Origin of the sequence: Bradyrhizobium sp. CCBAU 11434, from assembly GCF_028128895.1 — a bacterium.
GTDB classification, from domain to species: domain Bacteria; phylum Pseudomonadota; class Alphaproteobacteria; order Rhizobiales; family Xanthobacteraceae; genus Bradyrhizobium; species Bradyrhizobium zhengyangense.
The window spans coordinates 114,577-139,969 of sequence record NZ_LBJX01000096.1 but is presented as its reverse complement, the minus strand read 5'-3'; the positions used below and the strand labels follow the sequence as shown (position 1 = coordinate 139,969).

The 25,393-nt window shown below is 63.9% G+C and carries 31 protein-coding genes; 9 read left to right on the top strand and 22 right to left on the bottom strand.

Annotated elements, in window-relative coordinates; all coding sequences use genetic code 11:
* Positions 1-12 precede the first annotated feature (12 nt).
* Positions 13-1,506: an HWE histidine kinase domain-containing protein gene (locus XI06_RS27480; protein WP_237863439.1), complete on the top strand. Its 1,494-nt coding sequence runs from the start codon at positions 13-15 to the stop codon at positions 1,504-1,506.
* Here XI06_RS27480 and XI06_RS27475 read toward each other — a convergent pair.
* Positions 1,503-1,724, bottom strand: coding sequence for a hypothetical protein (locus XI06_RS27475; RefSeq protein ID WP_237863438.1), 222 nt, complete (start codon positions 1,722-1,724; stop codon positions 1,503-1,505). The two genes, XI06_RS27480 and XI06_RS27475, sit on opposite strands and share 4 nt — an antisense overlap.
* Positions 1,725-1,944: 220 nt before the next feature.
* On the opposite strand from XI06_RS27475, the gene XI06_RS27470 reads away from it, so the two are divergent.
* Positions 1,945-2,148, top strand: coding sequence for a hypothetical protein (locus tag XI06_RS27470; protein WP_271606961.1), 204 nt, complete (start codon positions 1,945-1,947; stop codon positions 2,146-2,148).
* Between the two features lie 95 nt (positions 2,149-2,243).
* Positions 2,244-2,474 carry a hypothetical protein gene (locus XI06_RS27465; protein WP_237863436.1) on the top strand — a complete coding sequence of 77 codons (231 nt, stop codon included), beginning with the start codon at positions 2,244-2,246 and terminating at the stop codon, positions 2,472-2,474.
* Positions 2,475-2,545: 71 nt separating this feature from the next.
* Here the strand turns inward: XI06_RS27465 and XI06_RS27460 are convergent, their stop codons facing one another.
* From XI06_RS27460 to XI06_RS27450, 3 genes are read right to left on the bottom strand one after another with little or no spacing between them, the layout of a single operon-like run.
* The gene (locus tag XI06_RS27460) at positions 2,546-2,746 is read right to left on the bottom strand and encodes a hypothetical protein (protein ID WP_237863435.1); all 201 of its coding nucleotides are present in this window, start codon (positions 2,744-2,746) and stop codon (positions 2,546-2,548) included.
* 35 nt (positions 2,747-2,781) lie between these two features.
* Entirely contained in the window at positions 2,782-2,991 is a 210-nt protein-coding gene (locus XI06_RS27455) for a hypothetical protein (protein WP_237863434.1), read from the bottom strand.
* A 24-nt stretch (positions 2,992-3,015) separates the two neighbouring features.
* Positions 3,016-3,225, bottom strand: coding sequence for a hypothetical protein (locus XI06_RS27450; RefSeq protein WP_237863874.1), 210 nt, complete (start codon positions 3,223-3,225; stop codon positions 3,016-3,018).
* Between the two features lie 115 nt (positions 3,226-3,340).
* Between XI06_RS27450 and XI06_RS27445 the strand changes: the two genes are divergently transcribed.
* The gene (locus tag XI06_RS27445; protein ID WP_271606960.1) at positions 3,341-3,607 is read left to right on the top strand and encodes a DUF3072 domain-containing protein; all 267 of its coding nucleotides are present in this window, start codon (positions 3,341-3,343) and stop codon (positions 3,605-3,607) included.
* Positions 3,608-3,683: 76 nt separating this feature from the next.
* Complete coding sequence (locus XI06_RS27440) at positions 3,684-3,950, top strand: DUF6496 domain-containing protein (RefSeq protein WP_220000580.1); 267 nt, start codon at positions 3,684-3,686, stop codon at positions 3,948-3,950.
* A 12-nt stretch (positions 3,951-3,962) separates the two neighbouring features.
* On the opposite strand, the gene XI06_RS27435 is transcribed toward XI06_RS27440, so the two are convergent.
* The gene (locus tag XI06_RS27435) at positions 3,963-4,325 is read right to left on the bottom strand and encodes a hypothetical protein (RefSeq protein ID WP_237863432.1); all 363 of its coding nucleotides are present in this window, start codon (positions 4,323-4,325) and stop codon (positions 3,963-3,965) included.
* Between XI06_RS27435 and XI06_RS27430 the strand changes: the two genes are divergently transcribed.
* A complete protein-coding gene (locus XI06_RS27430) occupies positions 4,324-4,563 on the top strand; it encodes a hypothetical protein (protein WP_237863431.1) in 240 nt (79 codons plus the stop codon). The genes XI06_RS27435 and XI06_RS27430 overlap by 2 nt on opposite strands.
* A gap of 20 nt (positions 4,564-4,583) precedes the next feature.
* Here the strand turns inward: XI06_RS27430 and XI06_RS27425 are convergent, their stop codons facing one another.
* Positions 4,584-6,122 carry a Do family serine endopeptidase gene (locus tag XI06_RS27425; protein WP_271606959.1) on the bottom strand — a complete coding sequence of 513 codons (1,539 nt, stop codon included), beginning with the start codon at positions 6,120-6,122 and terminating at the stop codon, positions 4,584-4,586.
* A gap of 212 nt (positions 6,123-6,334) precedes the next feature.
* Here XI06_RS27425 and XI06_RS27420 point away from each other — a divergent pair, with 212 nt between their 5' ends.
* Positions 6,335-7,168 carry a universal stress protein gene (locus tag XI06_RS27420; protein ID WP_237889448.1) on the top strand — a complete coding sequence of 278 codons (834 nt, stop codon included), beginning with the start codon at positions 6,335-6,337 and terminating at the stop codon, positions 7,166-7,168.
* 21 nt (positions 7,169-7,189) lie between these two features.
* On the opposite strand, the gene XI06_RS27415 is transcribed toward XI06_RS27420, so the two are convergent.
* The 11 genes from XI06_RS27415 to XI06_RS27365 form a co-directional block, all read right to left on the bottom strand.
* Positions 7,190-7,402, bottom strand: a complete 213-nt coding sequence (locus XI06_RS27415) for a hypothetical protein (protein ID WP_237863428.1) — start codon at positions 7,400-7,402, stop codon at positions 7,190-7,192.
* 178 nt (positions 7,403-7,580) lie between these two features.
* A complete protein-coding gene (locus XI06_RS27410) occupies positions 7,581-9,452 on the bottom strand; it encodes a putative bifunctional diguanylate cyclase/phosphodiesterase (RefSeq protein WP_237863873.1) in 1,872 nt (623 codons plus the stop codon).
* Between the two features lie 2 nt (positions 9,453-9,454).
* Entirely contained in the window at positions 9,455-10,606 is a 1,152-nt protein-coding gene (locus tag XI06_RS27405) for an FIST signal transduction protein (RefSeq protein WP_237863427.1), read from the bottom strand.
* A gap of 178 nt (positions 10,607-10,784) precedes the next feature.
* A complete protein-coding gene (gene rpe / locus XI06_RS27400) occupies positions 10,785-11,513 on the bottom strand; it encodes a ribulose-phosphate 3-epimerase (protein WP_271606958.1) in 729 nt (242 codons plus the stop codon).
* Complete coding sequence (cbbX, locus tag XI06_RS27395; protein ID WP_237870265.1) at positions 11,510-12,442, bottom strand: CbbX protein; 933 nt, start codon at positions 12,440-12,442, stop codon at positions 11,510-11,512. The genes rpe and cbbX overlap by 4 nt, the downstream gene beginning before the upstream one ends.
* A gap of 99 nt (positions 12,443-12,541) precedes the next feature.
* Positions 12,542-12,949 (bottom strand): ribulose bisphosphate carboxylase small subunit, encoded by a 408-nt coding sequence (locus tag XI06_RS27390; protein WP_237863424.1) that lies wholly within the window; start codon positions 12,947-12,949, stop codon positions 12,542-12,544.
* Between the two features lie 11 nt (positions 12,950-12,960).
* Complete coding sequence (locus XI06_RS27385) at positions 12,961-14,421, bottom strand: form I ribulose bisphosphate carboxylase large subunit (protein WP_271606957.1); 1,461 nt, start codon at positions 14,419-14,421, stop codon at positions 12,961-12,963.
* A 31-nt stretch (positions 14,422-14,452) separates the two neighbouring features.
* Positions 14,453-15,538 carry a class II fructose-bisphosphate aldolase gene (gene fba, locus XI06_RS27380; RefSeq protein WP_271606956.1) on the bottom strand — a complete coding sequence of 362 codons (1,086 nt, stop codon included), beginning with the start codon at positions 15,536-15,538 and terminating at the stop codon, positions 14,453-14,455.
* Between the two features lie 14 nt (positions 15,539-15,552).
* On the bottom strand, positions 15,553-17,574 hold the full coding sequence (tkt, locus tag XI06_RS27375; RefSeq protein ID WP_237889441.1) for a transketolase: 2,022 nt from the start codon (positions 17,572-17,574) through the stop codon (positions 15,553-15,555).
* 28 nt (positions 17,575-17,602) lie between these two features.
* Positions 17,603-18,478 carry a phosphoribulokinase gene (locus XI06_RS27370; RefSeq protein WP_237863420.1) on the bottom strand — a complete coding sequence of 292 codons (876 nt, stop codon included), beginning with the start codon at positions 18,476-18,478 and terminating at the stop codon, positions 17,603-17,605.
* Positions 18,479-18,490: 12 nt separating this feature from the next.
* A complete protein-coding gene (locus tag XI06_RS27365; RefSeq protein ID WP_237863419.1) occupies positions 18,491-19,528 on the bottom strand; it encodes a class 1 fructose-bisphosphatase in 1,038 nt (345 codons plus the stop codon).
* A gap of 119 nt (positions 19,529-19,647) precedes the next feature.
* Here XI06_RS27365 and XI06_RS27360 point away from each other — a divergent pair, with 119 nt between their 5' ends.
* On the top strand, positions 19,648-20,625 hold the full coding sequence (locus tag XI06_RS27360; RefSeq protein WP_237889439.1) for a LysR family transcriptional regulator: 978 nt from the start codon (positions 19,648-19,650) through the stop codon (positions 20,623-20,625).
* A gap of 218 nt (positions 20,626-20,843) precedes the next feature.
* Here the strand turns inward: XI06_RS27360 and XI06_RS27355 are convergent, their stop codons facing one another.
* The 5 genes from XI06_RS27355 to XI06_RS27335 all read right to left on the bottom strand — a co-directional run bounded on the left by XI06_RS27355 (position 20,844) and on the right by XI06_RS27335 (position 24,723).
* A complete protein-coding gene (locus XI06_RS27355; protein WP_237870257.1) occupies positions 20,844-21,041 on the bottom strand; it encodes a hypothetical protein in 198 nt (65 codons plus the stop codon).
* Positions 21,042-21,177: 136 nt separating this feature from the next.
* Positions 21,178-21,597: a DUF4118 domain-containing protein gene (locus tag XI06_RS27350; RefSeq protein WP_237863416.1), complete on the bottom strand. Its 420-nt coding sequence runs from the start codon at positions 21,595-21,597 to the stop codon at positions 21,178-21,180.
* 140 nt (positions 21,598-21,737) lie between these two features.
* The gene (locus tag XI06_RS27345) at positions 21,738-22,931 is read right to left on the bottom strand and encodes an MFS transporter (protein WP_271606955.1); all 1,194 of its coding nucleotides are present in this window, start codon (positions 22,929-22,931) and stop codon (positions 21,738-21,740) included.
* Between the two features lie 62 nt (positions 22,932-22,993).
* Positions 22,994-23,548, bottom strand: a complete 555-nt coding sequence (locus XI06_RS27340) for a TetR/AcrR family transcriptional regulator (protein WP_237889436.1) — start codon at positions 23,546-23,548, stop codon at positions 22,994-22,996.
* Between the two features lie 215 nt (positions 23,549-23,763).
* Complete coding sequence (locus tag XI06_RS27335) at positions 23,764-24,723, bottom strand: N-carbamoyl-D-amino-acid hydrolase (RefSeq protein ID WP_271606954.1); 960 nt, start codon at positions 24,721-24,723, stop codon at positions 23,764-23,766.
* A 241-nt stretch (positions 24,724-24,964) separates the two neighbouring features.
* Between XI06_RS27335 and XI06_RS27330 the strand changes: the two genes are divergently transcribed.
* On the top strand, positions 24,965-25,189 hold the full coding sequence (locus XI06_RS27330) for a hypothetical protein (RefSeq protein ID WP_237863412.1): 225 nt from the start codon (positions 24,965-24,967) through the stop codon (positions 25,187-25,189).
* The last annotated feature ends 204 nt before the right edge of the window (positions 25,190-25,393 follow it).

Here is a 25,393-nt window from a genome sequence, read left to right as displayed (position 1 = left end):
TTGGATCCGAGAATGGACCACGAAAAGGTCAACATCCTCCTCGTCGACGACCAGCCCGCCAAGCTGCTCGCCTATGAGGTGATCCTGAAGGAACTCGGTGAGAACCTCGTGATCGCCTCGTCCGGCCGGGAGGCGCTGGAGGTGCTGCTCAAGACCGAGATCGCGGTGATTCTGGTCGACGTCTGCATGCCCGAGCTCGACGGCTTCGAGCTCGCCGCCATGATCCGCGAGCATCCGCGCTTCCAGAAGACCGCGATGATCTTCATTTCGGCCATCCAGGTCAGCGACATCGACCGCCTGCGCGGCTACGAGATGGGCGCGGTCGACTACGTGCCCGTACCTGTCATACCGGAAGTGCTGCGCGCCAAGGTCAAGGTGTTTGCCGAGCTCTATCGCAAGACGCGCGAGCTCGAGCGGCTGAACCAGGATCTCGAGGATCGCGTCCGCGCCCGCACGGCCGAGTTGGAGAATTCCACCGCCAAGCTGCGCGAGAGCGAGGAGCGACGCACCATGGCGATCGCCGCGGGCAAGATGGGCTCGTGGGACTGGGATTGGGTCAATGGCGACTGGATGTGGGACGAAGGCCAGTATCGCATTTTCGGCGTGACGCCAGAAACGTTCAGTGTCACATCGGCGAACGTCCAGGCGCTGCTGCATCCCGATGATGCCGACCAGTTCAGCAAGGTCATTGCCGCGTTCAACACCGGCTCGCATGCCTATGAAGGTGAATTTCGCATCTATCGTCCCGATGGCGAAGTGCGCTGGTGCGTCGGCACGGCTGCGGCAACGGTGGATGAGAATGGTCGCGTGGTGCGGGTGAGCGGCGTCACCGTCGATATCACCGAGCGCAAACGCGCCGAGGAACGGCAGAACCTCCTGGCGCGCGAGGTGGATCATCGCGCCAAGAACGCGCTGGCGCTGGCGCAATCGATCGTGCGCCTCACCCGCGCCGACGAGGTCAAGGCCTACGTCAATGCCGTCGAGGGGCGCATCAACGCGCTCGCGCGCGTGCACACCATCCTCTCATTGTCGAGCTGGCAGGGCGCCGAGCTCTCCAAGCTGATCGAGGAAGAACTGGCGCCCTACTCGCTCGGCGGACAGATCAAGCTTGCGGGTCCCGAAGTGCAATTGCTGCCGGCCACGGCGCAGACGCTTGCCCTGGCTCTGCACGAGCTCTTCACCAATTCGGCCAAGTATGGCGCGCTCTCGACGCGGTCGGGACGGCTCGCGATCGGCTGGCAGGCCGAGAACGATCTCCTCACCTTGACGTGGGACGAGACCGGCGGGCCGACGGTCAGGACACCGAAATCGCGCGGCTTCGGGACAAGAAGCCTGCTCGCCAGCGTCGAATCCCAGCTTGGCGGACAGGCTCAATTCGATTGGCGTTCAGAGGGCCTGATGTGCCGTCTCGAAGTCCCCTTGACGCGGACGAGCGCAGCGACATCGGCGGCGCAGGACAAGTTCGAGACCAGCAATTCTCCCGAGCTTCAGCGCGCGTTGGGTTAACGCGACGCGGCAACTTTCAATCGCGACACCGCCCTCAATTCATCGGCGACGCGCCCTTCGAGCCAGGCTTCCGTTTGCGCGAGATCGCGCAGCGCCCTCGCGTAGCGGCGGGCCGCGCTGCGGTCTGCGCCACGCGGCAGCTTGCGCGCCTTGCGCAATATGTCGGCGGCCGCGTTACGGTAGGCCAGCGATCGGTAGAGAAAGACCACCTTACCCATAGTGAATGTTCCCGTGTTGATGGCTTACATCCTCGCAAGGCCGGCATGAACGTCGGATGAAGCGGATGATGACAAATCCTTTAGTCGGAATGGAACCCGCAATCACGGCACGCGTTTTGATGCCAGATCGATCGGCTGTTCCATGCCCGCAAAAAAGTCGCCAAACAGGTCGCCAAACAGTTCGTCAAGTCTGATCTCTCCCACCGGCGTGATCAAGCTGATGACCCATGCGATGATGGGCGCGGCCCTCGGCCTGGTGTTCACGCTCGCACTCATTCTGGCCAATCCCGCGGTTGTAGAATTGCTGAACCATGGCGGCCGTGCGGCGGGCTATGTGTTTGTCGCAACGATGGTGACGACTTTTGCCATCGGTGCCTCGTTGACGGGCGTCGTGTTCATCCTCAACGAGGACAAGGACTCCTAAAGCGAGCGTGAAACTCGCGCGGCGATTTTATTCGGAACTCCTGCGGCAAATGGAGGTTGGCTCCTGCGTCAATTCAACTCAGGGAGTTCCCTTACATGAAGACGATCAAGCTCGCTCTCGCCGTGATGTTGGCAACCGGTCTCGCCGCCGCGCCGTTCGCTGCACAGGCCAAGTCGCATAAGAAGCATCACTCGTCCATGTCGCAGACGACGGGCGCCAACATGAAGTCCAAGGGCAGCGAACCGACCCCACAAGGCGGCACCAACCCGGGTACCGACCAGAGCGGCATGACGAACAACAAGAGCGCTCCGAGCAACACCAAGTAAGGTTGCAAGCGAGTTCCGGCGTTCAGGCCCCGCGAGAGCGGGGCCCTTTGCTTGAGCGCTTGAGCATTTTGTCAGGGCCACATGGTCGGCGCGCGGATCAGCGCACCACGACCGGCCTGCTTCAATTCGTCGACCGAGCTGCGCCCCGAACGGACGACGTCGCGCAGTCTCGCGGCAATTCGCTCGCGCGTCGCCGTATCCCACGCGGGTATGTCCGCACAGACTTCATCGAGCACCGCCTGCAGCAGGGCGGTCATTTCGGCATCCGGCATGGACAGGCTCCGGCATGTCGCGTTGCGCGACCGCTTTAGCTGCGTCGGATGTCAGGGATGTTAAGGGGGTGGACTGTAGAGCTCGCCTTCATGAGATGATCAAGCTGCGCCCGCTTGCGCGTGATCAGGAGCTGGGCGGTGGCGTCGTCGAGGCCTTCCCGCTGCAATTGCCTGATAGCGGAGCCCAATTCGAGGATCTCAGCGCGCAGTCTCAGAATCCGGTAGGTGTCCGGGTCTTCCTCCACGGCCAGCCTCCCTCCACGAACGCCTCAGCGGCGTACCGGCCTGCTCTCGTTCTTCAGCGGACGGAGACGCACCCGGTTGCGGATGTCAGGCAACACCTCGCCGCCGCCCGCCGCCTTCCATTCGCTGACAAGCAGGTTGATTTTCCGGCGCAGGTCGATCTGCGCCTGGGCTCGTTCGGTGCAATCGCGGTCGCGATTGACAAGATCGCGCACGGACGCTTCGACATCGGCCATCTCCAGCCTCAAGACGCTGATTTTACGTCGAATTTCATTAATTCTGTTGTCCATGGCTTGTTAGAACAAAATAAGAACATATAGTCAAGCCAGGAATTCAGGATGGAGAGGTGACATGCAGGTTCAGGGTAAATACGACGCCAAGGCTTTTCTGGACGCCAAGACTTTTCCCGACGCCAAGGCTTTTGCGAACGCCAAGGCTTTTCCGGACGCCAAGGCTTTTCTGATGGAGCAGATGACCCGGGCGCAGGGTCTGCGGCTGAAGCGGCTGAGCGAAGAGGCCTACCAGCCCGCGCAATACGATCGCGATCTGTCCTTCGCCGAAGCCGCACGCCGCATCCAAATCCTGGAAGCGGAGATCGAGCTCGCGAACTCTTTCTGAGGAGTTCTGTCGCTGAGCGTTTTAGGAACATTGGGTCAGCACTTCTGTTCTCGTCCAGAGCCATGGGAGAGAGCTGATGGCACGGAAGGCAAAGAAGCGCCGCTATTCACGTAGCTCCGGCAGCGATGTCGAGAGCGAGATGCGGCGTTACAAGAAGGGCACCGCAAAGAGCGGTCGCGGCGGACGCGGCGGTCGCGTGAAGAGCCGCAAACAGGCGATTGCGATCGGCCTGTCGAAGGCGCGCAAGAAGGGCAAGAAGGTGCCGAAGAAGGCGTCGAAGCGAAAGACGTCCAAGAAGAAGACGAGCAAGAAGAGCTCGAAGCGCAAATCTTCCAGGCGGTGACGCCGGCCGCCGTCAGATCATGCTGCCGGGCATGAAGCAGCGAATCGAAACGCCGAACACCGTCTTGACCGGCCAGACCATGGTGCGGCCGGCCCGGTTCGGCTCGGTGATCACGGCTTCGTCGGGGACTTCGACCCAAACTCCATCGAGCCGCACCCGGTAATGGCCATTATACGAATCCCAATCGGGATCGGCGACGGCAACGCCGTCGGCATCCGAGCAGCACGGACCAATATGGCTGCGCAAACTGTCGAACCAGGGTTTGAGCGGCGAGTCGGTGAAGCGACCGTCGTCGCGCCCCAGGGCGCTTCCGGTCGACAGCACGAAGGGCGCGACAAGCAGCGCAAGCTTCAGCGAGAGCTTCAATCGATCCATGTCGGCACCGATCAAATGCGAACCACCGGCCGGTTCCACAAATCAGCCGGACGTCCGAAGTTCCACTCGCCTCTGCGGCGTCATTGCCGCCGAAGCACAACATTTCGAAGTCTGCCGGGCGAACGCGGCTTTTTCGGACGAACCCGTCACCATTGCTGCCGTTAACGAGAATGTTATCGATGGGCTGTGGGTATCTCGGGAGGCGCACGAAAAAGGCGGCCCGGAGGCCGCCTTCTGAATTTGCCGTCAAGCTAGAGATCAGGCGAGCGGCACCGCGACGAACCGGGTCGCCTCGGCGTTCTTCACCTGCAACAGCACGCTGTTCTTGCCGGACGATTTGGCCTGCGCCAGCTCGGAGCGGACCTCGCCGACATTGGCGACGGGCTTGCCGCCGACATTGAGGATGACGTCGCCGGTCTGGATGCCACGCTGCGCCGCCGGTCCCTGCGGATCGACTTCGGTGACCACGACGCCGTTCTGTCCGGCCCCCTGTACTTCGCCGGCCGGCGCCAGGGTGAGGCCGAGACGCGGCGTACCGGGGGTCTGCTGCGTCTTGCCGTCGCCGGCGTTGGCCTGCCGCTCGTTCGGCAGCTCGCCAAGGGCGAGCGTCACCGTCTTGCTGTCGCCCTTGTGGACGACGTCGAGCTTCACCGAGGTGCCCGGCGCCAGGGTGGCGATGGTGCGGGCCAGATCGCGGGAGTCCTTGATCGCGGTGCCATTGACCGCAGTGATGACGTCGCCCGCCTCAATGCCAGCCTTCGCTGCCGGGCTGCCATCCTGCGGATTGTCGACGATCGCGCCGCGTGCCGCCTTCAGGCCGAGGCTGTCGGCGATCTCCGCGGTCACCGGCTGCACCTGCACACCAAGCCAGCCGCGGGTGACGGCGCCCTTGTCCTTGAGCTGCGCGACGACGAGCTTTGCGGTCGAGGCGGGAATGTCGAAGCCGATACCGACCGATCCGCCCGAGGGCGAGTAGATCGCCGTGTTCACGCCAATGACGTTGCCGTTCATGTCGAAGGCCGGACCGCCGGAATTGCCCTTGTTGATCGGCGCATCGATCTGGATGAAGTCGTCATAGGGGCCGTTGCCGATGTCGCGGCCGCTGGCCGAGACAATGCCGGCCGTCACGGTGCCGCCGAGGCCGAACGGATTGCCGACCGCGACCACCCAGTCGCCGATCCGCGGCTTCTGGTCGGAGAATTTCACGAACGGAAAGTCCTTCTTGCCGTCGACCTTGATCAGCGCGAGATCGGTCTTCGGATCGGTGCCGACCACCTTCGCGGTGAAGATCGTGCCGTCGTCCATCGTCACCTGCACGGACTCGGCGTGGTCGACGACATGATTGTTGGTCACGGCATAGCCGTCGGCCGAGATGAAGAAGCCTGAGCCCTCGCCCGTGATCATCTGGTGCCGCTGGCGCGGCATGCCGTTCATGCCACCCGGACCGCGGAAGCCGAACTGCCGCGAGAACTGGTCGAATGGGGAATCTTCGTCCTGATCCATCCGGTTCTGTTGCAGCATGGCGCTCTTGTCGTTGTCCTGGTCGATTTTCACCCGCACCGAAATGACGGCCGGCTTGACCTTGCTGACAAGGTCGCCGAAGCCCGGCGGTGTTGCGGCGCCTTCAGCGGCCTGCGCGGGCGAAATCAGGGAGGACACGCCGAACGGCGTTGAGGCGGGGGAAGCCGCCAGCACGGCCACGCCCAGTGCGGCCACCGTGCCAAGCAGCGCGAGCCGGCGCGGCTTCAGAATTGTAGGGGTCGTCTTGGTGGTGTCGGAATTGACGCGATCGATCATGTCGAAATGTCCATGTTGGGTGAGTCGCCTTGCCCCCAAGATGGACGTCGCCACCTTACCGCGTCCCGTCCACGCGATTAATTCTTGGCAAAGAAAGTGCGGCGGGCGGCCGCAGGTCAAAATCCTGGCCGCACATTTGATACAGCTCAACGCGAGCCCTTCGGGCGGTGAAAAACTGCTTCTATCGGATGATGTCCATCAAAGGGGCCGCCATGTACAAAGACATTCTCGTCCACATCCCGACCGAACGACCGATGCGCGCCGTCATTGATGGCTCGATCTCGCTCGCAGCCGGCCTCAATGCCCATGTCGATGCAGTCGCGGTCGGCTATGTTGCAAGCACTACGGCCTACGTGATGGAAGGCGGTGCTGCCGTGGCGGCCGTGTTCGAGATGGAACGCGAGCGCGCGCTCGAGCGGGCCGAAGCTGCGCTGGCAGTCTTCAGAAGCGAAGCGGGCAACGCCGATATCTCCTGCACTTGCCATCCGATCGGCGCGATTCCGGTGGATGCAGCCAGTTCGCTCGGCGAGATGGCGCGGCTGCACGACCTTAGCGTCGTGCTTCAACCGGATCCCGAGCAGGTGACGTTCGACAACGAGGTCCCGCGCGAGATCCTGTTCCAGGCCGGTGGTCCCGTCCTGTTCCTGCCATACACATACCGCGGAGCCTTCACGGCGAAGCGGATCGGCATCTGCTGGGACGGCAGCCGCGTCGCGGCGCGTGCGCTCCGCGACGCAGCAACATTCCTTGCCCGCGCCGAGGAGATCGCGATCATTGCGATCAACGAAGCCGACACCGCCCCCGACGCCTCGGCAAACAATCTGGCCAAGCATCTCGGACGGCGCGGCCTCTCGCCCCGCACGATCAGCCTGTCGGCCACACGCGCCGATATCCAGCCGACCATCCTGTCACTGGCAGCCGACGAAAACCTGGATCTGCTGGTGATGGGGGGCTACGGCCATTCCCGATTGCAGGAACGCTTTCTCGGCGGCGTCACACGCGCCATGCTGGAAGCCATGACGATCCCGACGCTGATGTCGCACTAGCTAGGACGCAAACGGCCGCCATCACGCCGCGGCGGAAGTCTCCCATGCCGCGGCGGCGATGGCGTCGTCTTCGCGTTGCGCATTGCACGCTTCGAAATGCGCCTTCAGCGCGACCTCGGCAAGATGTTCGAAATGTTCGGCCTGACCGAGCAGCTGCCAGTTCTGCAGCGGCCGATAGGCAGCCTGCTGGCGACAGAGGGACGCCAGCGCGCGGTAGCGACGTACGTTCTCCATGAGACCCTCCCTCGCATTCACATTGGGGCTTATTGCCCTGATTTGCGTCAGGCCGATGGCAGTTATGCAAAACATTTTCTGCGCGCGCCAGCCCGAACAACCTTGGTTTGCTCGAAAGAAATGTGCAGACGCACATTGGTTCCTATCGGCGAAACCGAGTGTGGAATTGATACTACTTTTAGGCGTAGCGGCGGCGTTCGACGTTGATGCCGATCAAATTGAAATAGTGTTCGATCGGTTCCGGCCGCCCGATGAGATAGCCCTGCATTTCCTCACAGGCCTCGCGTTCCAGGAAGGCGCGCTGGGCGTCCGTCTCCACCCCTTCGGCGACAACAGGGATGTACAGGGCGTGTGCGAGGCTCAGCACCGCCCGGACGATCTCGGCCGATTGCGGCGTTGCCTCGAGGTTGGAAATGAAGCTGCGGTCGATCTTGATCTTGTCGAACGGGAATGACTGCAGATAGGACAGTGATGAATACCCGGTGCCGAAATCGTCCATCGCGATCCGGATGCCGAGCGCTTTCAGCCGCCGCAGCAGGTTGAGCGCGCGGGTGAAATCGCCGATCAGCACACCCTCGGTGATCTCGACCTCGAGCCGCGTCGGCGAAAGTCCCGTCTCCAGCAGGATCTGGTGGATGGACCGTTCGAGATCGCCGGCCTGAAACTGGACCGGCGACAAATTGACCGCGACCTGCAATGGCCGCGGCCAGGAGGCCGCTTCCCGGCACGCCTCCCGCAGCACCCATTCGCCGATCGCGATGATCAGCCCGTTTTCCTCTGCGAGCGGAATGAACTGATCCGGCGGCACGAAGCCGCGCGTCGGATGATTCCAGCGCACCAGTGCCTCGAAGCCGATGATCTCGCCATCCATCCGCGCCTGCGGCTGGAAGTAGACCAGCAACTGGTTCTGCTCTACCGCCTGCCGCAGATCGTGCTGTAACAGCCTACGGTCGCGCAGCTCCCGGTCCATCTCGGTTTCAAAGAAACAGACCCTGCCCCGGCCCTCGCGCTTGGCGCGATAGAGGGCAGAATCGGCGTTGGCAAGCAGCGTCGCTGCGTCCACGCCGTCGTCCGGATAGACCGCGATGCCGACGCTGAGGCCGACATGGGACAGAAAATCGTCGACCTCCAGCTCCTTGCCGATCGCCTCGACCATGCGTTCGGCGAGCGAGAGCACGTCTTCGCGCCTGATGTCGTCGGGCATCAGGATCGTGAATTCGTCACCGCCGATGCGGGCGACAAAGGCGCCGTCGGCCTCCGCGACCAGACGTTCGGCGGCAGCCCGCATCATCATGTCGCCGACGGGATGTCCGAACACGTCGTTGACATCCTTGAAGCGGTCGAGATCGAGGCTGAGGACCGCAAAGCTGGTTGAGGCCTCCTGCGCGCGCTCCAGCCGCTCGGCCAGCGCCGTGTTGAAAGCGCTGCGGTTCGGCAGATCCGTGAGCGCATCGTGACGCGCCAGATGGCTGATCCGCGCCTCGTTGTTGATCCGTTCGGTGACGTCCTCGATCACGCCGACCAGATATTGCGGCGCGCCGTTCCCGTCGCGGACCAGCAGCTTGCGCGAATTGACCACACGATCGGGACCGTTGACGCCGACCTCGAGCAGATGCCCTTCCAGGAACATCGGCGTGCCGCTATCGACGACACGGCGATCCTGCTCGTTGACGAGGCGGGCGATATCGTCGGGAAAAATCTGCTCCGGAGTCTTGCCCAGCATCTCCTGGCGGGGCATGCCGTAATACTCTTCGCCGGCGCGGTTGAGCAGGATGTAGCGCGAGTCGCGCGCATCCTTGGCGAACACTGCCATCGGGATGTTCTCGATGATACTGTCGAGAAACTCGCGCGCCCGCAACAGGTCCTGCTCGGCGCGCTTGTGCGTCTGCTCGAGCTCCTCGATCATCAGCTTCATGGCGCGGTCGGTACGGCGGCGATCGCGATCGCTCTCCTCGTAGGCCGCGCCGACGAGCTCGCCGAGCCTGGGCAGATCGACCTGCCCGGATTCGTCCGTCGATTGCCTGATCTGCCTTGCCAGCAGGCGATGCATGGTCACGCGGCCGCCTCCGCGATGACAGTGACGGTCATGGTCTGGTTGTGCAGCTCGCAGCGGCGGGTCGCCGCGGGTGGCGCGATCTCGCCATAGGAGTAGAAGCCGATCCGGGTGACGTCCTCGCCGAGCTCGGCGGCAACCGCATCGAGCTCATCCTGAGTGCGCTGCCCCATCACCTTGCGACGGCCGGTGCAGCTCACGAGGATCGCGAGCTTGTCGCCCACGACCTCGTCCGCGAGAGCGTTGCGCGCCTGTCGGCCGGCCTCCCCTGCACCTGCGGCGAGACTATCGAAATTGGCGCGCATCAGCTGAGCGGTGCATCCTTCCGGAATATCGGCCGCAAATGTCAGCGTGCCGGCATTGCGATCCACTGCAAACACGGAGCGCACGATCTGTCGTTCAGGCGCGGCCTCGTCATGGATGCGCAATGGAAATGCAAGACCCGAGCCCGGCATCGCGGCGGCCTCTTCCTCCCCGAGATAGCGGGTGTAGAGGTCGAGCGGCCGCTCGCCGTCGAGCTCGACCACGACAGGGCCGTCCGACTTTGTGACCTTGCGCCGCGGGCCGAACACGTCCCAGCCCCCGGCGCAGCCATGCGCGAAGCGGAAGGACGCACCATAGAAACCGATCGCGGCAACTCGGTTCGGCTGCGGCTCGCCATCGGCGCCAACCAAGGTTTGCTCCATCCTGGTGCCATCGCCGGCGAGGCCACCGGTCACCAGCAAGTCGGGCCCAAGCACGTCAGTGATACCAGCAATTAGTTCACTGCCGTTGACGTTCAAGCCTTCGCAGAGGACGAAGACACCGGCGAGATCCGGCGCCGCCAGCTGGCGGGCGAAACGCATGCCGCAAGTCCGCGACGCCTCGCGGGATTCGATTGTCTCGTTCACGACCCGCACTTGTGTCCGAGCGAAATGCAGGGCGACGGCGACGATGACGTCGTCGGCGATGTCGTCGCCATGGATCTGGCCACCCGTGCTGCAACCGACGATGTGGCTGTCGGGATAAAATCCGCGCAGCTCGCGATAGCGCTCGCCGCCCGCCAGTCCCTCTCGGCTGCCGAAATAAAGGACGAGCTGAGGCAGCTCGCGCAGGGCACTCGCTCCGCGCCAGCCATGGGCAGCATTCCAGTGGCGATATTGAATCTGCATCCCACGCTCTCTGCGGTCCTTGAACCACAGATTGTGACCCGGCGCATTGCGTCGCCGTTAATCGAGCGCCTGCTTTACCGCCATTGGTTACCCCGGCATGAAAGCCGTCGCCAATTCGCGATCTATTCCCCGTAGGAGCCCGGAGAATCGCCGCATGCATGCGCGACGCCTCCGTATTCTACCGGACGAGCACGGGCTCTCCGGGCTGCGCGGAACTATCATGCCGCTTCGGAACCCTGCCGGCCTCCGCAGCAACCCTGATGGCCGCGATGTTGGCGGCATAATCGGCGCTGCTCTTGCCGCGGAACACGGCGGAACCCGCCACCAGCGTATCAGCGCCTGCGGCGGCAATCGCAGCAGCATTGTCGCGCGTGACACCGCCGTCAACCTCGAGCCGGATCGGTCGCCCGCCGATCATGTTGCGGATGCGTGCGATCTTCTCGAGCTGGGAACCGATAAATGATTGGCCACCGAAGCCCGGGTTGACCGTCATCACCAGCACCAGATCGAGACGATCGAGCACATATTCGAGCGCGCTCTCCGGTGTCGAGGGACACAGGCTGACGCCGGCCTTCTTGCCGAGGGCGCGGATCGCCTGGAGCGAGCGGTCGAGATGCGGGCCGGCTTCTGCATGAATAGTGATGACGTCGGCGCCCGCCTTCGCGAACGCCTCGAGATAAGCATCGGCAGGCGCGATCATCAGATGCACGTCGAAGATCTTCTTCGTCATCGGCCTGACCGCCTTGATGATGTCAGCGCCGAAACTGATGTTCGGAACGAAGTGCCCATCCATGATGTCGCAATGGATCCAGTCGGCGCCTGCAGCGTCAATTGCCGCGATCTCCTCGCCGAGGCGTGCGAAATCCGCTGCCAGGATCGACGGGGCTATAATGATCTCCTTGCTCATGGCTTCGCACTCCGTGCATCGGCCCCGCCGCTGAAGACGCGGCTCGCCAGGACATCGATGGGATCGATCGTTTCGAGATCGGCAACATCGAGCATGCGGTCGAGATCAGACACAAGGCGATCGGCCTGCCGCAGGCGGATACGATCGACCGCGTTGCGGATCGAGCGTGCGTTGGAGAAGAACGGCTGGGTCCGACGTAGTGCAATGTATCTCTCGAACGCCTCGCGTGCGGCAGCCGAGAAGCGATAGCCGCGCTCCTTCAGCATCAGCTCCGCGATGACCAATAGCTCGGCCTCCGCATAATCAGGAAATTCGATGTGATGGGCAATGCGCGAGCGAAAGCCGGGGTTGGAGGCAAAGAAGCTCGTCATGCGCTCGCCATAACCGGCGAGGATCACGACGAGGTCCTCGCGCTGGTTCTCCATCACCTGGAGCAGGATCTCGATCGCCTCCTGGCCATAGTCGCGTTCGTTGTCGGGGCGGTGCAGGTAATAGGCCTCGTCGATGAACAGCACGCCGCCCATCGCCTTCTTCAGGATCTCCTTGGTCTTCGGCGCGGTATGACCGATATATTGCCCGACCAAATCGTCACGCGTCACCGAGATCACCTGCCCACGCCGCACGAAGCCGAGCCCGTGCAGGATTTTTGCCATGCGCAGCGCCACGGTGGTCTTGCCGGTGCCGGGATTCCCGGTGAACGACATGTGCAGCGTGGGCGGCGCCGATGCGAGCCCCACGCGCTGACGGATGCGTTCGATCAGCAGCAATGATGCGATCTGTCGCACGCGGCTCTTGACCGGCTTCAGGCCGATCAACTCCCGCTCGAGCTGCTGCAGCGTGTCGGTGATCCCGGCCGCCTCGGCCTCCTTGCGGAGATCGAAATGGGTTTCGTTCGGCTCCGATGTCGTGGCGCGGGGAACGTCGAGCATGGCTGGCCTCGAAGAAAAGAGCTTCGCCGCGGGGGGAGCGGCGAAGCAGTGGTCCGCCAAGGAAACGGAGCAGGGAGCGCTCCGCGCGGAAAGGAATGGCTACTGCTCGGCGTGGGCTGCAGGCTTGCGCACCGTGGTGTAGCGGATCGCACGGCCGCCGACCTCCTGCCGCACCAGCTCGAACTCGGCCTCCTTAGGCGGCCGGTTGACGATGAAGGAGATCCGCACCGATTCCCAACCGTGGCTGGAATCGAAACCGCTGATGCGGATGTAACGGTCGCCGTACACCCTGCGACACTCGGCGAGCTCCATCATCACGCCGGCGGCGTCCTGGAGATCGAACATCGGCAGGCCCCACATCTCCCAATAGGTGTTGCGGGGATGCGGATCGTCGGTGAACTCGATATTCACCGCCCAGCCGTTGGCAAGGCAGTATTGCACCTGCTTGTAGATCTGGTCGTCGGTGAGATCAGGTAGGAACGAGAAGCAGCCCTGGGTCAGTTTCATGTCAAAGCTCCTCAGACGGTTTCCAGCGCCGTCGGCACGAAGTCCGGCGTATCGGTGGATTGATAATTGAAGGTGACGTCCTTCCAGACTTCGAGCGCCGACTTCAGCGGCGTGCAGGTTTGGGCTGCCTTGGCCAGGATCTCCGGCCCTTCATGGACGTAGTCGCGGCCCTCGTTACGGGCGAGGATCATCGCTTCCAGCGCCACGCGGTTGGCGATCGCACCGGCCGCGATGCCCAGGGGATGGCCGATGGTGCCGCCGCCGAATTGCAGTACGACGTCCTCACCGAGCAGATCGAGCAGTTGATGCATCTGGCCGGCATGGATGCCGCCGGAGGCGACCGGCATCATCTTGTTCAGGCTCGCCCAGGACTGATCGAAGAAGATGCCGTGCTCGAGCCTGGTTGGATTGAACTCCTCGCGACAGACATCGTAATAGCCACGGGTGGTGTTGGGATCGCCTTCGAGCTTGCCGACCACCGTGCCGGCATGGATGTGGTCGACACCCGCGAGCCGCATCCATTTGGCGATGACGCGGAACGATACGCCGTGGCTCTTCTGCCGCGTGTAGGTCGAGTGACCGGCGCGATGCAGATGCAGGATCATGTCGTTGCGGCGTGCCCATTTCGCCATGGACTGGATCGCGGTGTAGCCGATCACGAGGTCGATCATGACGATGCACGACCCGAGCTCTTTGGCGAACTCAGCGCGCTCGTACATATCCTCCATCGTAGCAGCGGTGACGTTGAGGTACGTGCCCTTGACCTCGCCAGAGGCCGCCTGCGCGCGGTTCACGGCCTCCATGCAATAGAGGAAGCGGTCACGCCAGTGCATGAAGGGCTGCGAGTTGATGTTCTCGTCGTCCTTGGTGAAGTCGAGCCCGCCCTTCAGCGCCTCATAGACCACGCGGCCATAGTTGCGGCCCGATAGCCCGAGCTTCGGCTTCACGGTTGCGCCCAGCAGCGGACGGCCGAACTTGTCGAGCCGCTCGCGCTCGACCACGATGCCGGTTGCGGGGCCCTGGAACGTCTTCACATAGGCGACCGGGAAGCGCATGTCTTCCAGCCGTAGCGCCTTCAGCGGCTTGAAGCCGAACACGTTGCCGATGATCGATGCCGAGAGGTTCGCGATCGAGCCGGGCTCGAACAAATCGAGGTCATAGGCGATGTAGGCGAAATACGATCCCGGCGTGCCCGGCACCGGGTCGACGCGGTAGCACTTCGCGCGATATTTCTCGGCCGCGGTCAGGCGATCGGTCCACACCACCGTCCAGGTTGCGGTGGAGGACTCGCCGGCCACTGCAGCCGATGCCTCGATCGGGTCCACCCCATCCTGCGGCGTGACGCGGAACAGCGCGATGACGTCGGTGTCCTTCGGCGTGTATTCGGGCTCCCAATAGCCCATGCGCGCGTATTCCATCGTGCCCGAGCGATAGCGCTCTTTGCCGCGGACGGTTCCAGCATGTGCGTTCATGGCTCTCTCCTGCTCTTCTCTCTCTGAATGACTAGGCTGCGACCGGCTCGCGCGTGCCGGTGCGCGGGTCGAGCTCGCCGGTGCGGTAGCGCCGTGCCATCTCGCTCAACGGAACCACCTTGATCTTGCTGGCATGGCCCGCGGTGCCGAACTGCTCGAAACGGTCGCGGCAGAGCTCGCGCATCGCATCCATCGCGGGCTTGAGGAATTTGCGCGGATCGAACTCGGAGCGCGATTGTGCAGCCACTTTCCGGAACACCGCTGTCATGGCCAGGCGGCAATCGGTATCGATATTGACCTTGCGCACGCCGCTCTTGATGCCGCGCACGATCTCCTCGACCGGCACGCCCCAGGTCTGCGGCATCTCGCCGCCGAACTGGTTGAACATGTCCTGAAGCGGCTGCGGCACCGACGAGGAGCCGTGCATCACCAGATGCGTGTTCGGCAGCCGCCGATGGATCTCCTCGACCACCCGCATCGCCAGGATATCGCCGTCAGGCTTGCGGCTGAACTTGTAGGCGCCGTGCGAGGTGCCCATCGCGATGGCGAGCGCATCGACCTTGGTGGCGCGGACGAAATCGACGGCCTGATCAGGGTCGGTCAACAGCTGGTCGTGGCTGACCTTGCCCTCGACGCCGTGGCCATCCTCCTGCTCGCCGCCGCCGTGCTCGAGCGAGCCGAGCACGCCAAGCTCGCCTTCGACGGAGGCGCCGACCCAATGGGCGAGATCGACCACACGGCGGGTAATCGCGACGTTGTAGTCGTAGTCGGCGGCGGTCTTGGCATCGGCCTTGAGCGAGCCGTCCATCATCACCGAGGTGAAGCCGTGCGCGATGGCGGAGGCGCAGGTCGCCTCGTCATTGCCGTGGTCCTGATGCATGCAGAGCGGGATGTCCGGATAGGTCCGCTCCAGCGCGTCGATCATATGCGAAAGCATGAGATCGCCGGCATAGCTGCGCGCGCCGCGCGAGGCCTGGATGACGACGGGCGCGTCGACCTCGGCCGCCGCCTGCATGATCGCGATGCCCTGCTCCATGTTGTTGATGTTGAACGCCGGCACCGCGTAGCCGTGGGACGCGGCGTGGTCGAGCAATTGGCGAAGGGTGATACGGGCCACGGGACTTCCTCCTGTTATGGCTTGCTGACGCGGGCAATCGCCCGGCGGGCAGCTTCGGCGACGCTCTGCGGCGTGATGCCGAACTCGCGGTAGAGCACCGGTGCCGGCGCCGAGGCGCCGAAGCCGCGCATGCCGACGAACTCGCCGTCAGCGCCGATCCAGCGAAACCAATCACCGGCGACCGCCGCCTCGACGCCGACACGTGGCGCGGTGCCGAGAACGGCGGCGCGATAGTCATCCGGCTGCTCCTCGAACAGAGCGAAGCAAGGTGCGGAGACCACGGCCGCGCGGACGTACTCGGTCGCGAGCAGCCGGGCGGCCTCCAGCGCGATCGAGACTTCCGAGCCTGTGGCCATCAACGTCACGTCACGGCCGCCGTCCGGCGAAACGATCACATAAGCACCGCGTGCGACGCGGTTTCGGCCGCGGACATCGCTGCGGAAGGTCGGCAGAGCTTGCCGCGACAAGCACAGCACGGATGGACGATCTTCGCTCGCAAGCGCGCAGTCCCAGGCTTCCAGCGTCTCGACCGCGTCGGCGGGGCGGAACACGAGCAAGTTCGGAATGACGCGCAGCGCGGCGAGATGCTCGACCGGCTGATGCGTCGGCCCATCCTCGCCGAGCCCGATGGAGTCGTGCGTCATCACGTGGATGACGCGCAGCCGCATCAGGGCCGCAAGGCGGATTGCCGGCCGGCTGTAATCGGAAAACGCGAGGAACGTGCCGCCATAGGGGATGAAGCCGCCGTGCAGCGCGAGACCATTCATCGCAGCGGCCATTCCGTGCTCGCGAATGCCGTAGTGGATGTAGTCGCCGGCGAACGCATCGCGCTTGACGGGCGTCTGGGCCTTGGCATGCGTCAGGTTTGAATGCGTCAGGTCCGCCGAGCCGCCGACGAAGCCAGGGATGGTCCCCGCGATGCCATCGAGCACCTGCTGCGAGGCTTGCCGCGTCGCGAGCTTGGGACGCTCGGTGGCAAAGCGCTCGCGCAATTTCGCCGAGGCCTGGGCATAGGCATTCGGCAGGGCAACCGACTTGCCCTCAATGAAGAGCTCCCGCTGCTCGGGCGTCGCGTCTTCGTAGCGGTCGAGCCAGGCGAGGCGTTCGACCTGCCCGCGCTGCCCGATCATCCGCCACGCCTTTGCGACAGGGATCGGCACCACGAAGGGCTGATAGTCCCAGCCAAGCGTTCGCCTTGCTGCCGCGGCCTGCTCGGTGCCGAGCGGCGCGCCATGCGCCTTCTCGGTGCCCTGACGGTCCGGTGCGCCATAGCCGATGATGGTGCGGCAGGCGATCAGCGACGGCTTTCCGGTTTCGCGCTCTTCCGCGATCGCCTGAGCAACGGCTTCGGGATCGTGGCCATCAACGCGGCGCACCGACCAGCCTGAAGCCGCGAAGCGTGCCAGCTGGTCATCCGAGGTCGCGAGCGACGTCGGCCCATCGATCGAAATGCCGTTGTCGTCGAACAGCACGATCAGGCGGCCGAGCCCAAGATGTCCTGCGAGCGAGATCGCCTCCTGGCTGATGCCCTCCATGAGACAGCCGTCGCCTGCGATCACATATGTGAAGTGGTCCACAAGACCATCACCATGCCGCGCATTGGCCATGCGCTCGGCGAGCGCCATACCCACGGCCGTCGCAATCCCCTGCCCCAGCGGACCCGTCGTGGTCTCGACGCCGGGCGTGTGGCCATATTCCGGATGTCCCGGTGTCTTCGAGCCCCACTGCCTGAAGGCCTTGATGTCGTCGAGGCTGACATCACCGCCAGTGAGATGCAGCAACGCGTACAGCAGCATCGAGCCATGGCCCGCCGAGAGGACAAAACGATCGCGATCCGGCCAGTTCGGATGCGCCGAGTCGAATTTGAGGAAGCGCGAGAACAACACTGTCGCGACATCGGCCATGCCCATGGGCAGGCCGGGATGACCGGACTGCGAGGTCTCGATGGCATCGACCGCGAGGAAGCGGACGGCGTTGGCGAGATCGCTGTGCGCGACGGCCGTGAGCTCGGCGTCGGCATGAACCGAAATGTTCATCAGATCCTCCAATTGTCGATCTTGCAGATCACTTCAGGCTGCGCTTGCGCTCGATCAGCTGCATGATCAGTGGCGTCAGGATCAGCTGCATGGCGAGGTCGAGTTTCGCACCCGGACACACGATCGAATTCGCCCGCGACATCCAGCTGTGCGGCAGCATCGACAGCAGATAGGGAAAGTCGATGCCGCGTGGATTCTTGAAGCGGATCACGACCATCGATTCGTCAGGCGTCGGGATCCAGCGCGCGATGAACGGATTTGACGTGTCCACCGTCGGCACGCGCTGGAAATTGATGTCGGTCTCGGTGAATTGCGGGCAGATGTAGTGGATGTAATCAGGCATCCGCCGCAGGATCGTGTCGGTCACGGCCTCGGTCGAATAGCCCCGCGCGCTGCGGTCGCGGTGCAGCTTCTGGATCCACTCGAGATTGATGACGGGCACGACGCCGATCTTGAGGTCGGCATAGCGCGCGACATTGACCCTGTCGGTGACGACGGCACCGTGCAGGCCCTCGTAGAACAAGAGGTCCGAGTTCTCCGCCAGTCGTTCCCATTCGGTGAAGGTGCCGGGCGCGGCGCCGTGCAGCGCGGACTCCTCCTCGTCGTGCACGTAGTGCCGCGTCACCGCCGTGCCGGTCTCGCCATAATCGCGGAAGGCACGCTCCAGCTCCTCGAACAGATTGGTCTCGGGGCTGAAATGGCTGAAATGCTTGTTGCCGCGTTCGGCCTCCGTCGCCATCTGCGCACGCATCTCGGCGCGGTCATAGCGATGGAACGCATCGCCCTCGATGTAGACGGCGTTGACCTTCTCGCGGAAGAAGATCTGCTCAAAGGTCTTCTTGACCGAGGTGGTGCCGGCACCGGACGAGCCGGTAATGGAGATGATGGGATGCTTCCTGGACATGGGTCACCTCGCTCACAGCCGGAAGAAGCCGCGCCGCGCGAACAGCGGTGCGGAGACGCTGGCGACCAGCAGCGGATCGCAGTGCAGCTCAGCGACGCGCCGCACCTCGTTGCTCGAGCCCATGATCAGGGGCACGCGCTGGTGCAGGCTTTGCGCTGACAGATCGAGGATGCGCTCGCGCCCGGTCGAGGCCGAGCCGCCGGCCTGCTCGATGATCATGGCCATCGGGTGGGCCTCGTAGACGAGGCGCAGGCGGCCGTCGCCATAACCAGGCCGCGCGTCCGAAGGATAGAGGAACACGCCGCCGCGGGTCAGGATGCGATAGGCTTCAGCAACCAGCGAGCCGATCCAGCGCATGTTGAAATTGTGGTTCGCGGGCCCGTCGATGCCGGCGAGACATTCGTCGATGAAGGCGCGCACCGGCGGATCCCAATGGCGACGGTTGGAGACGTTGATCGCGAACTCCTCGCAAGTTTCGGAGATCTGTACGGCGCTCCGCGCGAGACGGAAGCAGCCGGCCTTGCGATCGAGGGTGAAGATGTCGACGCCATCGCCGAGCGTTAGCACCAGTGACACTTGCGGCCCGTACGTGACGAAGCCTGCCGCCAGCTGCGCCGAGCCGCGCTGATGGAAGGCGAGGCCGAGATCGTCGGGTGCCGGCAGGATCGAGAAGATCGTGCCGACGGTCATGTTCAGGTCGATGTTGGAGGAGCCGTCGAGCGGATCGATCGCGACACAAATCTCGGCTGCGCGGTCGCCGATCTGCGGCTCGCGCATCTCTTCCGACGCCAGCGCCGCGATCGGCAGCTTGCCGAGGCAGCGGCGCAGGATCGCATCGGCCTGCACGTCGAGGTCGCGCTGGATGTCGCCGTCACTGTTGCAGCCGGTGGTCAGGCCGGAGGCGTCGGCGAGAGCGCCTGTGGCGATGAGGTCGGCGATCTCGATCGCGGCGGTTGCGATGGCGTCGACTGCGGCCGCGACGGCCAGCGCGTGCGGCGCCGTCTCGGAATAGCGTTGAAGGTGGTCGTCCAGCCTGAGTTGCCCGGTCATCTGCGTCCATCCCCTTGCGGGCATCGCATCCAGTTCCCTCCCTTCCGGAGGTCGGTGCGGTCTGTCCCAGCACGATGAGATTGACAGGGGCGGCTTAATAAGGAAAATTTCTAATCATAATGAGTGCCAAAGAATTTCCTTATAATGGTTCCGGCCATGCGGCGACCCAACTCCGGCATCTGACGATCCGGCAGTTGCGCTCGCTTGCCGCGCTCTCGGCCAAAGGCAGCGTGACGGCGGCCTCGACCCAGCTCGGGCTGACGCAACCGGCGGTGACGCAGCAACTCCGGCAACTTCAGGACCTTGCGGGTTTGCCGCTGGTGCAGCGGACCGGGGACGGCATGCTACTGACCGAGGCAGGTCGGGAGGTGCTGGCGCTCGCCGAACGCGTCGAAGCCGCGATCGCCGACTGCCAGGGTGCGCTCGACCTGCTCGCCGGCAAGACCGGCGGAACGGTGCACCTTGGGGCGGTCTCGACCGCGAAATATTTCGTGCCGCACGCGATCGCGGCGTTCTCCAAGCGCTCGCCGAAGATCGAGATCAAGCTAACCATCGGCAACCGCGAGGAGATCCGCGAGGCCATGCACGGCTACGAACTCGATTTCGCCGTGATGGGTCGGCCACCGGCCGACGTCAGCGTCGACGTGCGCCAGCTCGGGCGCAATCCGCACATCATCGTCGCGCGCAAGGGACATTGGCTGGAGAAGGATTCAGGCCTGAGCCTGACTGACCTCGTGCACGAGACTTTCCTTACGCGCGAGCCGGGATCAGGCACCCGCACGCTGATGGAGGGGATGTTTCAGAAGTCGGACCTCGAGCCGATCATCGGCATGGAGATGAGCAGCAACGAGACCATCAAGCAGGCTGTCATCGCCGGGCTCGGCATCGCCTTCATCTCGGCGCACACCGTGGCGCATGAGCTCGCCGAGGGCCGCCTCGTCGTGCTCGACGTCGCGGGCCTGCCGATCGTCCGGCAATGGTACGTGATCCGCCGCAGCGACAAGGTGCTGCTGCCGCCGGCGCAGGCGATGTTCGATTTCCTGGGCTCGGAGGGCGCGAATTATCTGCCTGAAGTGCCCGATTTCGGCGAGCGATAGCGCCGCGTTCAGCCCATCAGCTTCATTGCGATCGTCGCCGCCAGAATGACGATGATCTGGAGCAGACGCTCTGTCGTGAAGATGCGGTTGAAGGTGGTCATCGCGTGCCCGGTCGTCGTGACGGAATTGGTCGGCGAATTGCTAGCATACGGGGCCGACGGCGTAACTCCGTATGGCCCACGTATCCTGCCGGCACGCATACTCGCGATGGTTGACCATCAGGCGGCGCGCGGCGTGGCGAAATCGGCGTGTGCGGCGAAATAGGCTTCCAGCTCCGACAGCGCGCGGGCTTCCCACTCGCTGGCCTGCTCCAGCAGCGACCAGCGCTGGCTCGGACGAAACGCCGCGGTCTGGCGATAGAGCGATGCGATGCCGCGGTAGCGGCGCACGTTCTCGAAAATGGCGTGCCCGTTCATGACCAAAACTCCCTCGTAATCCCGCGGGAGAAACTGCGGCCAAATCTTTTTCGAAAAGTTAGCGGCGCGATCCGGTTGCACGGATGGTTGCCGGACTGTTGCGCGCGCGCAACGGCGTGATCGCAACACCCTCCGTCTATTGCGAATTCGTTGCCGCGCTCTCGCCTGACGCCTTCAATCCGCCGCGGCTGACGATCGCCATGGCCTTGCGGCAGAGATCGGCCAGGCCGATCAGGAGGACGGCAAGCAGGAAGAACAGGTTGATGGAATCAGCGTCAGCAGCGGTCAGCGGGGTGATCTCGAAGACCGGCGGCATGAACGCAAACCACACCACCGGAATGGTGAGCAGAGCTGCGAAGATGGCCGCAGGCGCGCCCGCGACAAGGCCGAGCACGAACAGGCCGGGCAGGAAGGTTGCGAAATAGAGCTTGGCGCCGAGCGCGACGCAGACGCCTTGAAGCGCAGCCGACACCGCGACCGAAACAAATCCGAGCAGAAATGCCTGCCACGACCATGGCCGTACTCGCGGTACGCCAACCAGTCCCGCACGCCTCATAGGGCCTCCCCCTGCCGCCGTTAACCAGGCCGCTTGCGACCAAAGTACTACAGCTGCAGGGACTCTGCGAAGCGGAAATTACGCCCTGTGCGCCCGACTATCCGAGCCTTGGTAAACGGTCCCGGCACACAATCGTACCGCTATTCGGTTGCAGCGTAGATCAGGCTGGCGACGGGCAGCGCAAGGCCAATGGCAGAAGCCAGCGTCCAGCCGCCTTGCGCGAACGCCCAGGCTCCGACCGCGGATCCGGCCGCGCCGGCGGCGAAGAACGTCGCCATGTAGAGGCCGTTGAGACGGCTGCGATACTCGTGGCCGAGCACGAAGATGGCGCGGAAGCCCAGCACGACATTGCCCTGCACGCCGAAATCGATCGCGATTGCGGCAACGACCAGACAGGCAAGATTGAGCACCGATCCGACCGCACCGACATGCGTGACGAGGAAGCCGACGGCGACGAACAGCATCGCAGCAAGCGTGGCGATGCGGCTGTGGCCGCGATCGGCCAGCCGCCCTGCGATCGGCGCCGCGAACACGCCTGACACGCCGGCGAGCGCGAACAGCGCGATGCCGCTCTGGGTGAAGCCGAATTGGCTGGCAAGCTGCAGCGGAACGACCGTCCAGAACAGGGCGAAGGCACCGAACAGGCCGGCCTGGTAGAGCGCGCGGCGCCGCAGCAGCGGCATGGTCCGCACCAGATGCGGCATCGACAGCAACAACGCGCCGTAGTGCATCCGCGCCACCGGCTTGCGCTGCGGCAGCGTCAGGCGAAGCACGACGATGAGCGCGATCATCAACGCCGCCGAGCAGAAGAACACCGCATGCCACGACAGCGCCGCGGTGATGAAGCTCGAGGCCGGCCGCGCCAGCATGATGCCGAGCATCAATCCGGTCGAGACGTTGCCGACGACCCGGCCGCGAATGGCTTCCGGCGCCAGATGGGCGGCATAGGGAACGATGATCTGCACCGCGACCGAGCCGAGGCCGATGAACAGCGCCGCGATCAGAAACGGCAGCGCATGGGTCGCAAAGCCGGCCGCCACCAGTGCCGCCGCACCGAGCGCGATGACGGTGCAGATCAGCGTGCGGTTCTCGACGAGATCGCCGAGCGGCACGATAAACAGCAGCCCCGTGCCATAGCCGATCTGCGTCATGGTTACGATCAGGCCGGCCGCCGCATGCGACAGGCCGAGCGCGGCGCTGATCGGGGCGATCAGCGGCTGAGCGTAGTAGATGTTGGCGGCGACCATGCCACAGGCCGCGGCTAGCACGAAGGTCAGTCGTTGCGACACCGCATCCGTCTCCGGCGCGGTCTCGATCGTGGCATTCATCGTCATTCCAAGCTCTCCAGGACTCTCTCAATATATAGGAAACGTTCGTTCCCTAATTCGACAACAATTCAGGCAAGCAGCCTCATCGCGACGCCGACCAGGCGCTCGCCGTCGAGCGGCAGGCGCGCCTTGCCGACGACGCGCAGCCCCTGCGTCATGCAGATCATCAGCCGTGCGGTATCGTCGGCGTCGACATGGTCCGGGATCGAGCCGTCGGCCTGTCCCTCGCGAATGAGGCCGGCGATGAAGCTTTCGTTGGTCTTGAGCTGCGTTGTGACGCGCGCACGCATCACCGGATCGACCGCCGACAGTTCGACCGCGCTGCCGACCACGATGCAGCCGCGGCGCCCCTCTGCGCCTTGCGAGTGCTCGACATAGGACAGCAGCACGTTGCGCACCCGCTCGCGGCCATTGGCGCCGCGCGCGGCTGCATTGCGGGTCTGCTCGCTCCGCACCGCCACGTAGCGCTCGAAGGCGGCAAGGAAGACGGCATGCTTGTCGCGAAACGCCTTGTAGACGCTGCCGGTGGCAAGCCGCATGGCCGCCGTGAGCTCTCCGATGGAGGTCGCATGATAGCCGCGCTCGCAGAACACCCTGATGGCGCCGTCGAGCGCTGTGTCCATGTCGAACTCCCGGGGACGACCGGGAGGATGGGCTGATGGCTCGGATTTTCGGGCGGCCTTTTGCATCGCGATATATTAGGGAATGATTGTTCCCAAATAAAGGCACGTGTTTGTGATTGTTGGGGACGCGACAACGGCCCCACCCTGGCGTCATCCTGGCCTTCGCCAGAACGACGATGAGGAGACAGAATGGCAACCCGACACGCGAAGAGCGATCACCCCTTCCGCCGCACCGGCGTGCCGTCCGCCATGGTCGTCACGCCCTTCCGCTCCACGATCATCCCGTAGGCCTGCGGCTGGCGGTGAACATCGAAATTGAACGTCGTGCGCTTGTAGGAGTTGCAGAGGTCGAGATCGCAGCGGGCAAACGCGAGCTCGTCGCCCTTGGTGGTGCATCGCGCGATGATCTCGCCTGATGGCGCGATGATGCAGCTGCCGCCGACATGGTCGACGCCCTCTTCAACACCGGCCTTGGCGACGCCGACGACGAAGGTGCCGTTCTGATAGGCGCCAGACTGCATCACCAGATGGTTGTGGAACAGCGAGAGATCGTCGTGCTCGGGCGCCGGCGGATTGTGCACCGGCGTGTTGTAGCCGATCATCACCATCTCGACGCCCTGCAAGCCCATCACCCGATAGGTCTCGCTCCAGCGGCGATCGTTGCAGATCGCCATTCCCATCACGCCGCCGAAGGCGTCAACGACACCGAAGCCGGAGCCGGGCTCGAAATAGCGCTTCTCCAGATGCTGAAACTTGCGCCATGGCTCATGCTCGGCATGACCGGGCAGATGGACCTTACGGTACTTCGCAACCGTCGCGCCGCTTTTGTCGATGAGGATCGACGTGTTGTAACGATGGACGATGCCAGTCTCGAGCGTGAGCTCCGCATAGCCGAGGCAAAAGCCGATGCCGCTCTCGCGCGCGAGGTCGAACAGCGCTTGCGTCTCCGGCCCCGGCATCTCGAGTTCAAAGAAGCCGTCAATCTCGGCCTGATCCTCAAAATACCAGCGCGGAAAGAACGTGGTCAGCGCGAGCTCGGGATAGACGATCAGATCGCAGCCATTGGCCTTGGCCTGGCGCATCAACGCCATCAGCCGCCCGACGACCTCAGTCCGCGTCTCGCTTCTCGCGATCGGGCCGAGCTGGCCGGCCGCAACAGTCAAAAATCTCGCCACGCCTTTGCCCTCATACGCGCCCCGGATTTCCCGAGAGCCGCCGCACTATCCAGCCGCGCCTATGCAGATTCCGCGCCTGTCGGGCCGGATGCCGCAAGGAATTTTGGCGAAATCAGGCATTCCAGGAACTTTCGTTGCCAATCTGCAACGGTTCCCGACGATCTAAGACCGGACAAAAGAAACGCCCATTGCGGCCACGAACCCTGCTCACAACGCCGTGAGACAAGTCAGGGGAACGACGATGCGTGCACAACGCGTTTGGAACGTGAATGGAGCCGCCAGCATCGGGCAGCTTCAATCCAGATTGGATGATCTGAACAAGCGGCTAAGCCAGCTCGAGAGCCAGCATCCCGAAAGCTGGAAGGTGGAAGAGCTGAAATCGAGCGCGCTCAACCTGTCCAGGGAGATCGACGACATCCGCTGCGCCGAGGCGACGGCGGCGCTGCGCGAGTTGCTGCGGAAGTAGCCGCGCCTGCGCGCAGGACGATTCGCACAGCGCCTCGGAACCAACGCTCCGCCCCGCCATTTCCATGGGGAGCATGGAGCAAAATCATGACCAGGCATCTGACGCGAGCCCTTTTCGCGCGTGGTGTGGCCGGCGCGGTTTCCACGCTGGTTTTGTGCGCGACGGCGGCCTTCACCATCGCGCGCCACTTCGCGCTGTGAGGAT

Coding starts and splice junctions, on each gene's coding strand:
- XI06_RS27390 (WP_237863424.1), bottom strand. CDS start 12,949: ATGAAACTGACCCAGGGCTGCTTCTCGTTCCTACCTGATCTCACCGAC.
- XI06_RS27480 (WP_237863439.1), top strand. CDS start 13: ATGGACCACGAAAAGGTCAACATCCTCCTCGTCGACGACCAGCCCGCC.
- cbbX (WP_237870265.1), bottom strand. CDS start 12,442: ATGCTCGACGTTCCCCGCGCCACGACATCGGAGCCGAACGAAACCCAT.
- XI06_RS27470 (WP_271606961.1), top strand. CDS start 1,945: ATGACCCATGCGATGATGGGCGCGGCCCTCGGCCTGGTGTTCACGCTC.
- XI06_RS27435 (WP_237863432.1), bottom strand. CDS start 4,325: ATGGATCGATTGAAGCTCTCGCTGAAGCTTGCGCTGCTTGTCGCGCCC.
- XI06_RS27430 (WP_237863431.1), top strand. CDS start 4,324: ATGTCGGCACCGATCAAATGCGAACCACCGGCCGGTTCCACAAATCAG.
- XI06_RS27440 (WP_220000580.1), top strand. CDS start 3,684: ATGGCACGGAAGGCAAAGAAGCGCCGCTATTCACGTAGCTCCGGCAGC.
- XI06_RS27420 (WP_237889448.1), top strand. CDS start 6,335: ATGTACAAAGACATTCTCGTCCACATCCCGACCGAACGACCGATGCGC.
- XI06_RS27405 (WP_237863427.1), bottom strand. CDS start 10,606: ATGCAGATTCAATATCGCCACTGGAATGCTGCCCATGGCTGGCGCGGA.
- XI06_RS27425 (WP_271606959.1), bottom strand. CDS start 6,122: ATGATCGATCGCGTCAATTCCGACACCACCAAGACGACCCCTACAATT.
- XI06_RS27460 (WP_237863435.1), bottom strand. CDS start 2,746: ATGCCGGATGCCGAAATGACCGCCCTGCTGCAGGCGGTGCTCGATGAA.
- XI06_RS27355 (WP_237870257.1), bottom strand. CDS start 21,041: ATGAACGGGCACGCCATTTTCGAGAACGTGCGCCGCTACCGCGGCATC.
- XI06_RS27365 (WP_237863419.1), bottom strand. CDS start 19,528: ATGACCGGGCAACTCAGGCTGGACGACCACCTTCAACGCTATTCCGAG.
- XI06_RS27415 (WP_237863428.1), bottom strand. CDS start 7,402: ATGGAGAACGTACGTCGCTACCGCGCGCTGGCGTCCCTCTGTCGCCAG.
- XI06_RS27340 (WP_237889436.1), bottom strand. CDS start 23,548: ATGGACACAGCGCTCGACGGCGCCATCAGGGTGTTCTGCGAGCGCGGC.
- XI06_RS27465 (WP_237863436.1), top strand. CDS start 2,244: ATGAAGACGATCAAGCTCGCTCTCGCCGTGATGTTGGCAACCGGTCTC.
- XI06_RS27445 (WP_271606960.1), top strand. CDS start 3,341: ATGCAGGTTCAGGGTAAATACGACGCCAAGGCTTTTCTGGACGCCAAG.
- XI06_RS27385 (WP_271606957.1), bottom strand. CDS start 14,421: ATGAACGCACATGCTGGAACCGTCCGCGGCAAAGAGCGCTATCGCTCG.
- rpe (WP_271606958.1), bottom strand. CDS start 11,513: ATGAGCAAGGAGATCATTATAGCCCCGTCGATCCTGGCAGCGGATTTC.
- XI06_RS27350 (WP_237863416.1), bottom strand. CDS start 21,597: ATGAGGCGTGCGGGACTGGTTGGCGTACCGCGAGTACGGCCATGGTCG.
- XI06_RS27450 (WP_237863874.1), bottom strand. CDS start 3,225: ATGGCCGATGTCGAAGCGTCCGTGCGCGATCTTGTCAATCGCGACCGC.
- tkt (WP_237889441.1), bottom strand. CDS start 17,574: ATGAACATTTCGGTTCATGCCGACGCCGAGCTCACGGCCGTCGCGCAC.
- XI06_RS27345 (WP_271606955.1), bottom strand. CDS start 22,931: ATGACGATGAATGCCACGATCGAGACCGCGCCGGAGACGGATGCGGTG.
- XI06_RS27475 (WP_237863438.1), bottom strand. CDS start 1,724: ATGGGTAAGGTGGTCTTTCTCTACCGATCGCTGGCCTACCGTAACGCG.
- XI06_RS27360 (WP_237889439.1), top strand. CDS start 19,648: ATGAGTGCCAAAGAATTTCCTTATAATGGTTCCGGCCATGCGGCGACC.
- XI06_RS27370 (WP_237863420.1), bottom strand. CDS start 18,478: ATGTCCAGGAAGCATCCCATCATCTCCATTACCGGCTCGTCCGGTGCC.
- XI06_RS27330 (WP_237863412.1), top strand. CDS start 24,965: ATGCGTGCACAACGCGTTTGGAACGTGAATGGAGCCGCCAGCATCGGG.
- XI06_RS27410 (WP_237863873.1), bottom strand. CDS start 9,452: ATGCATCGCCTGCTGGCAAGGCAGATCAGGCAATCGACGGACGAATCC.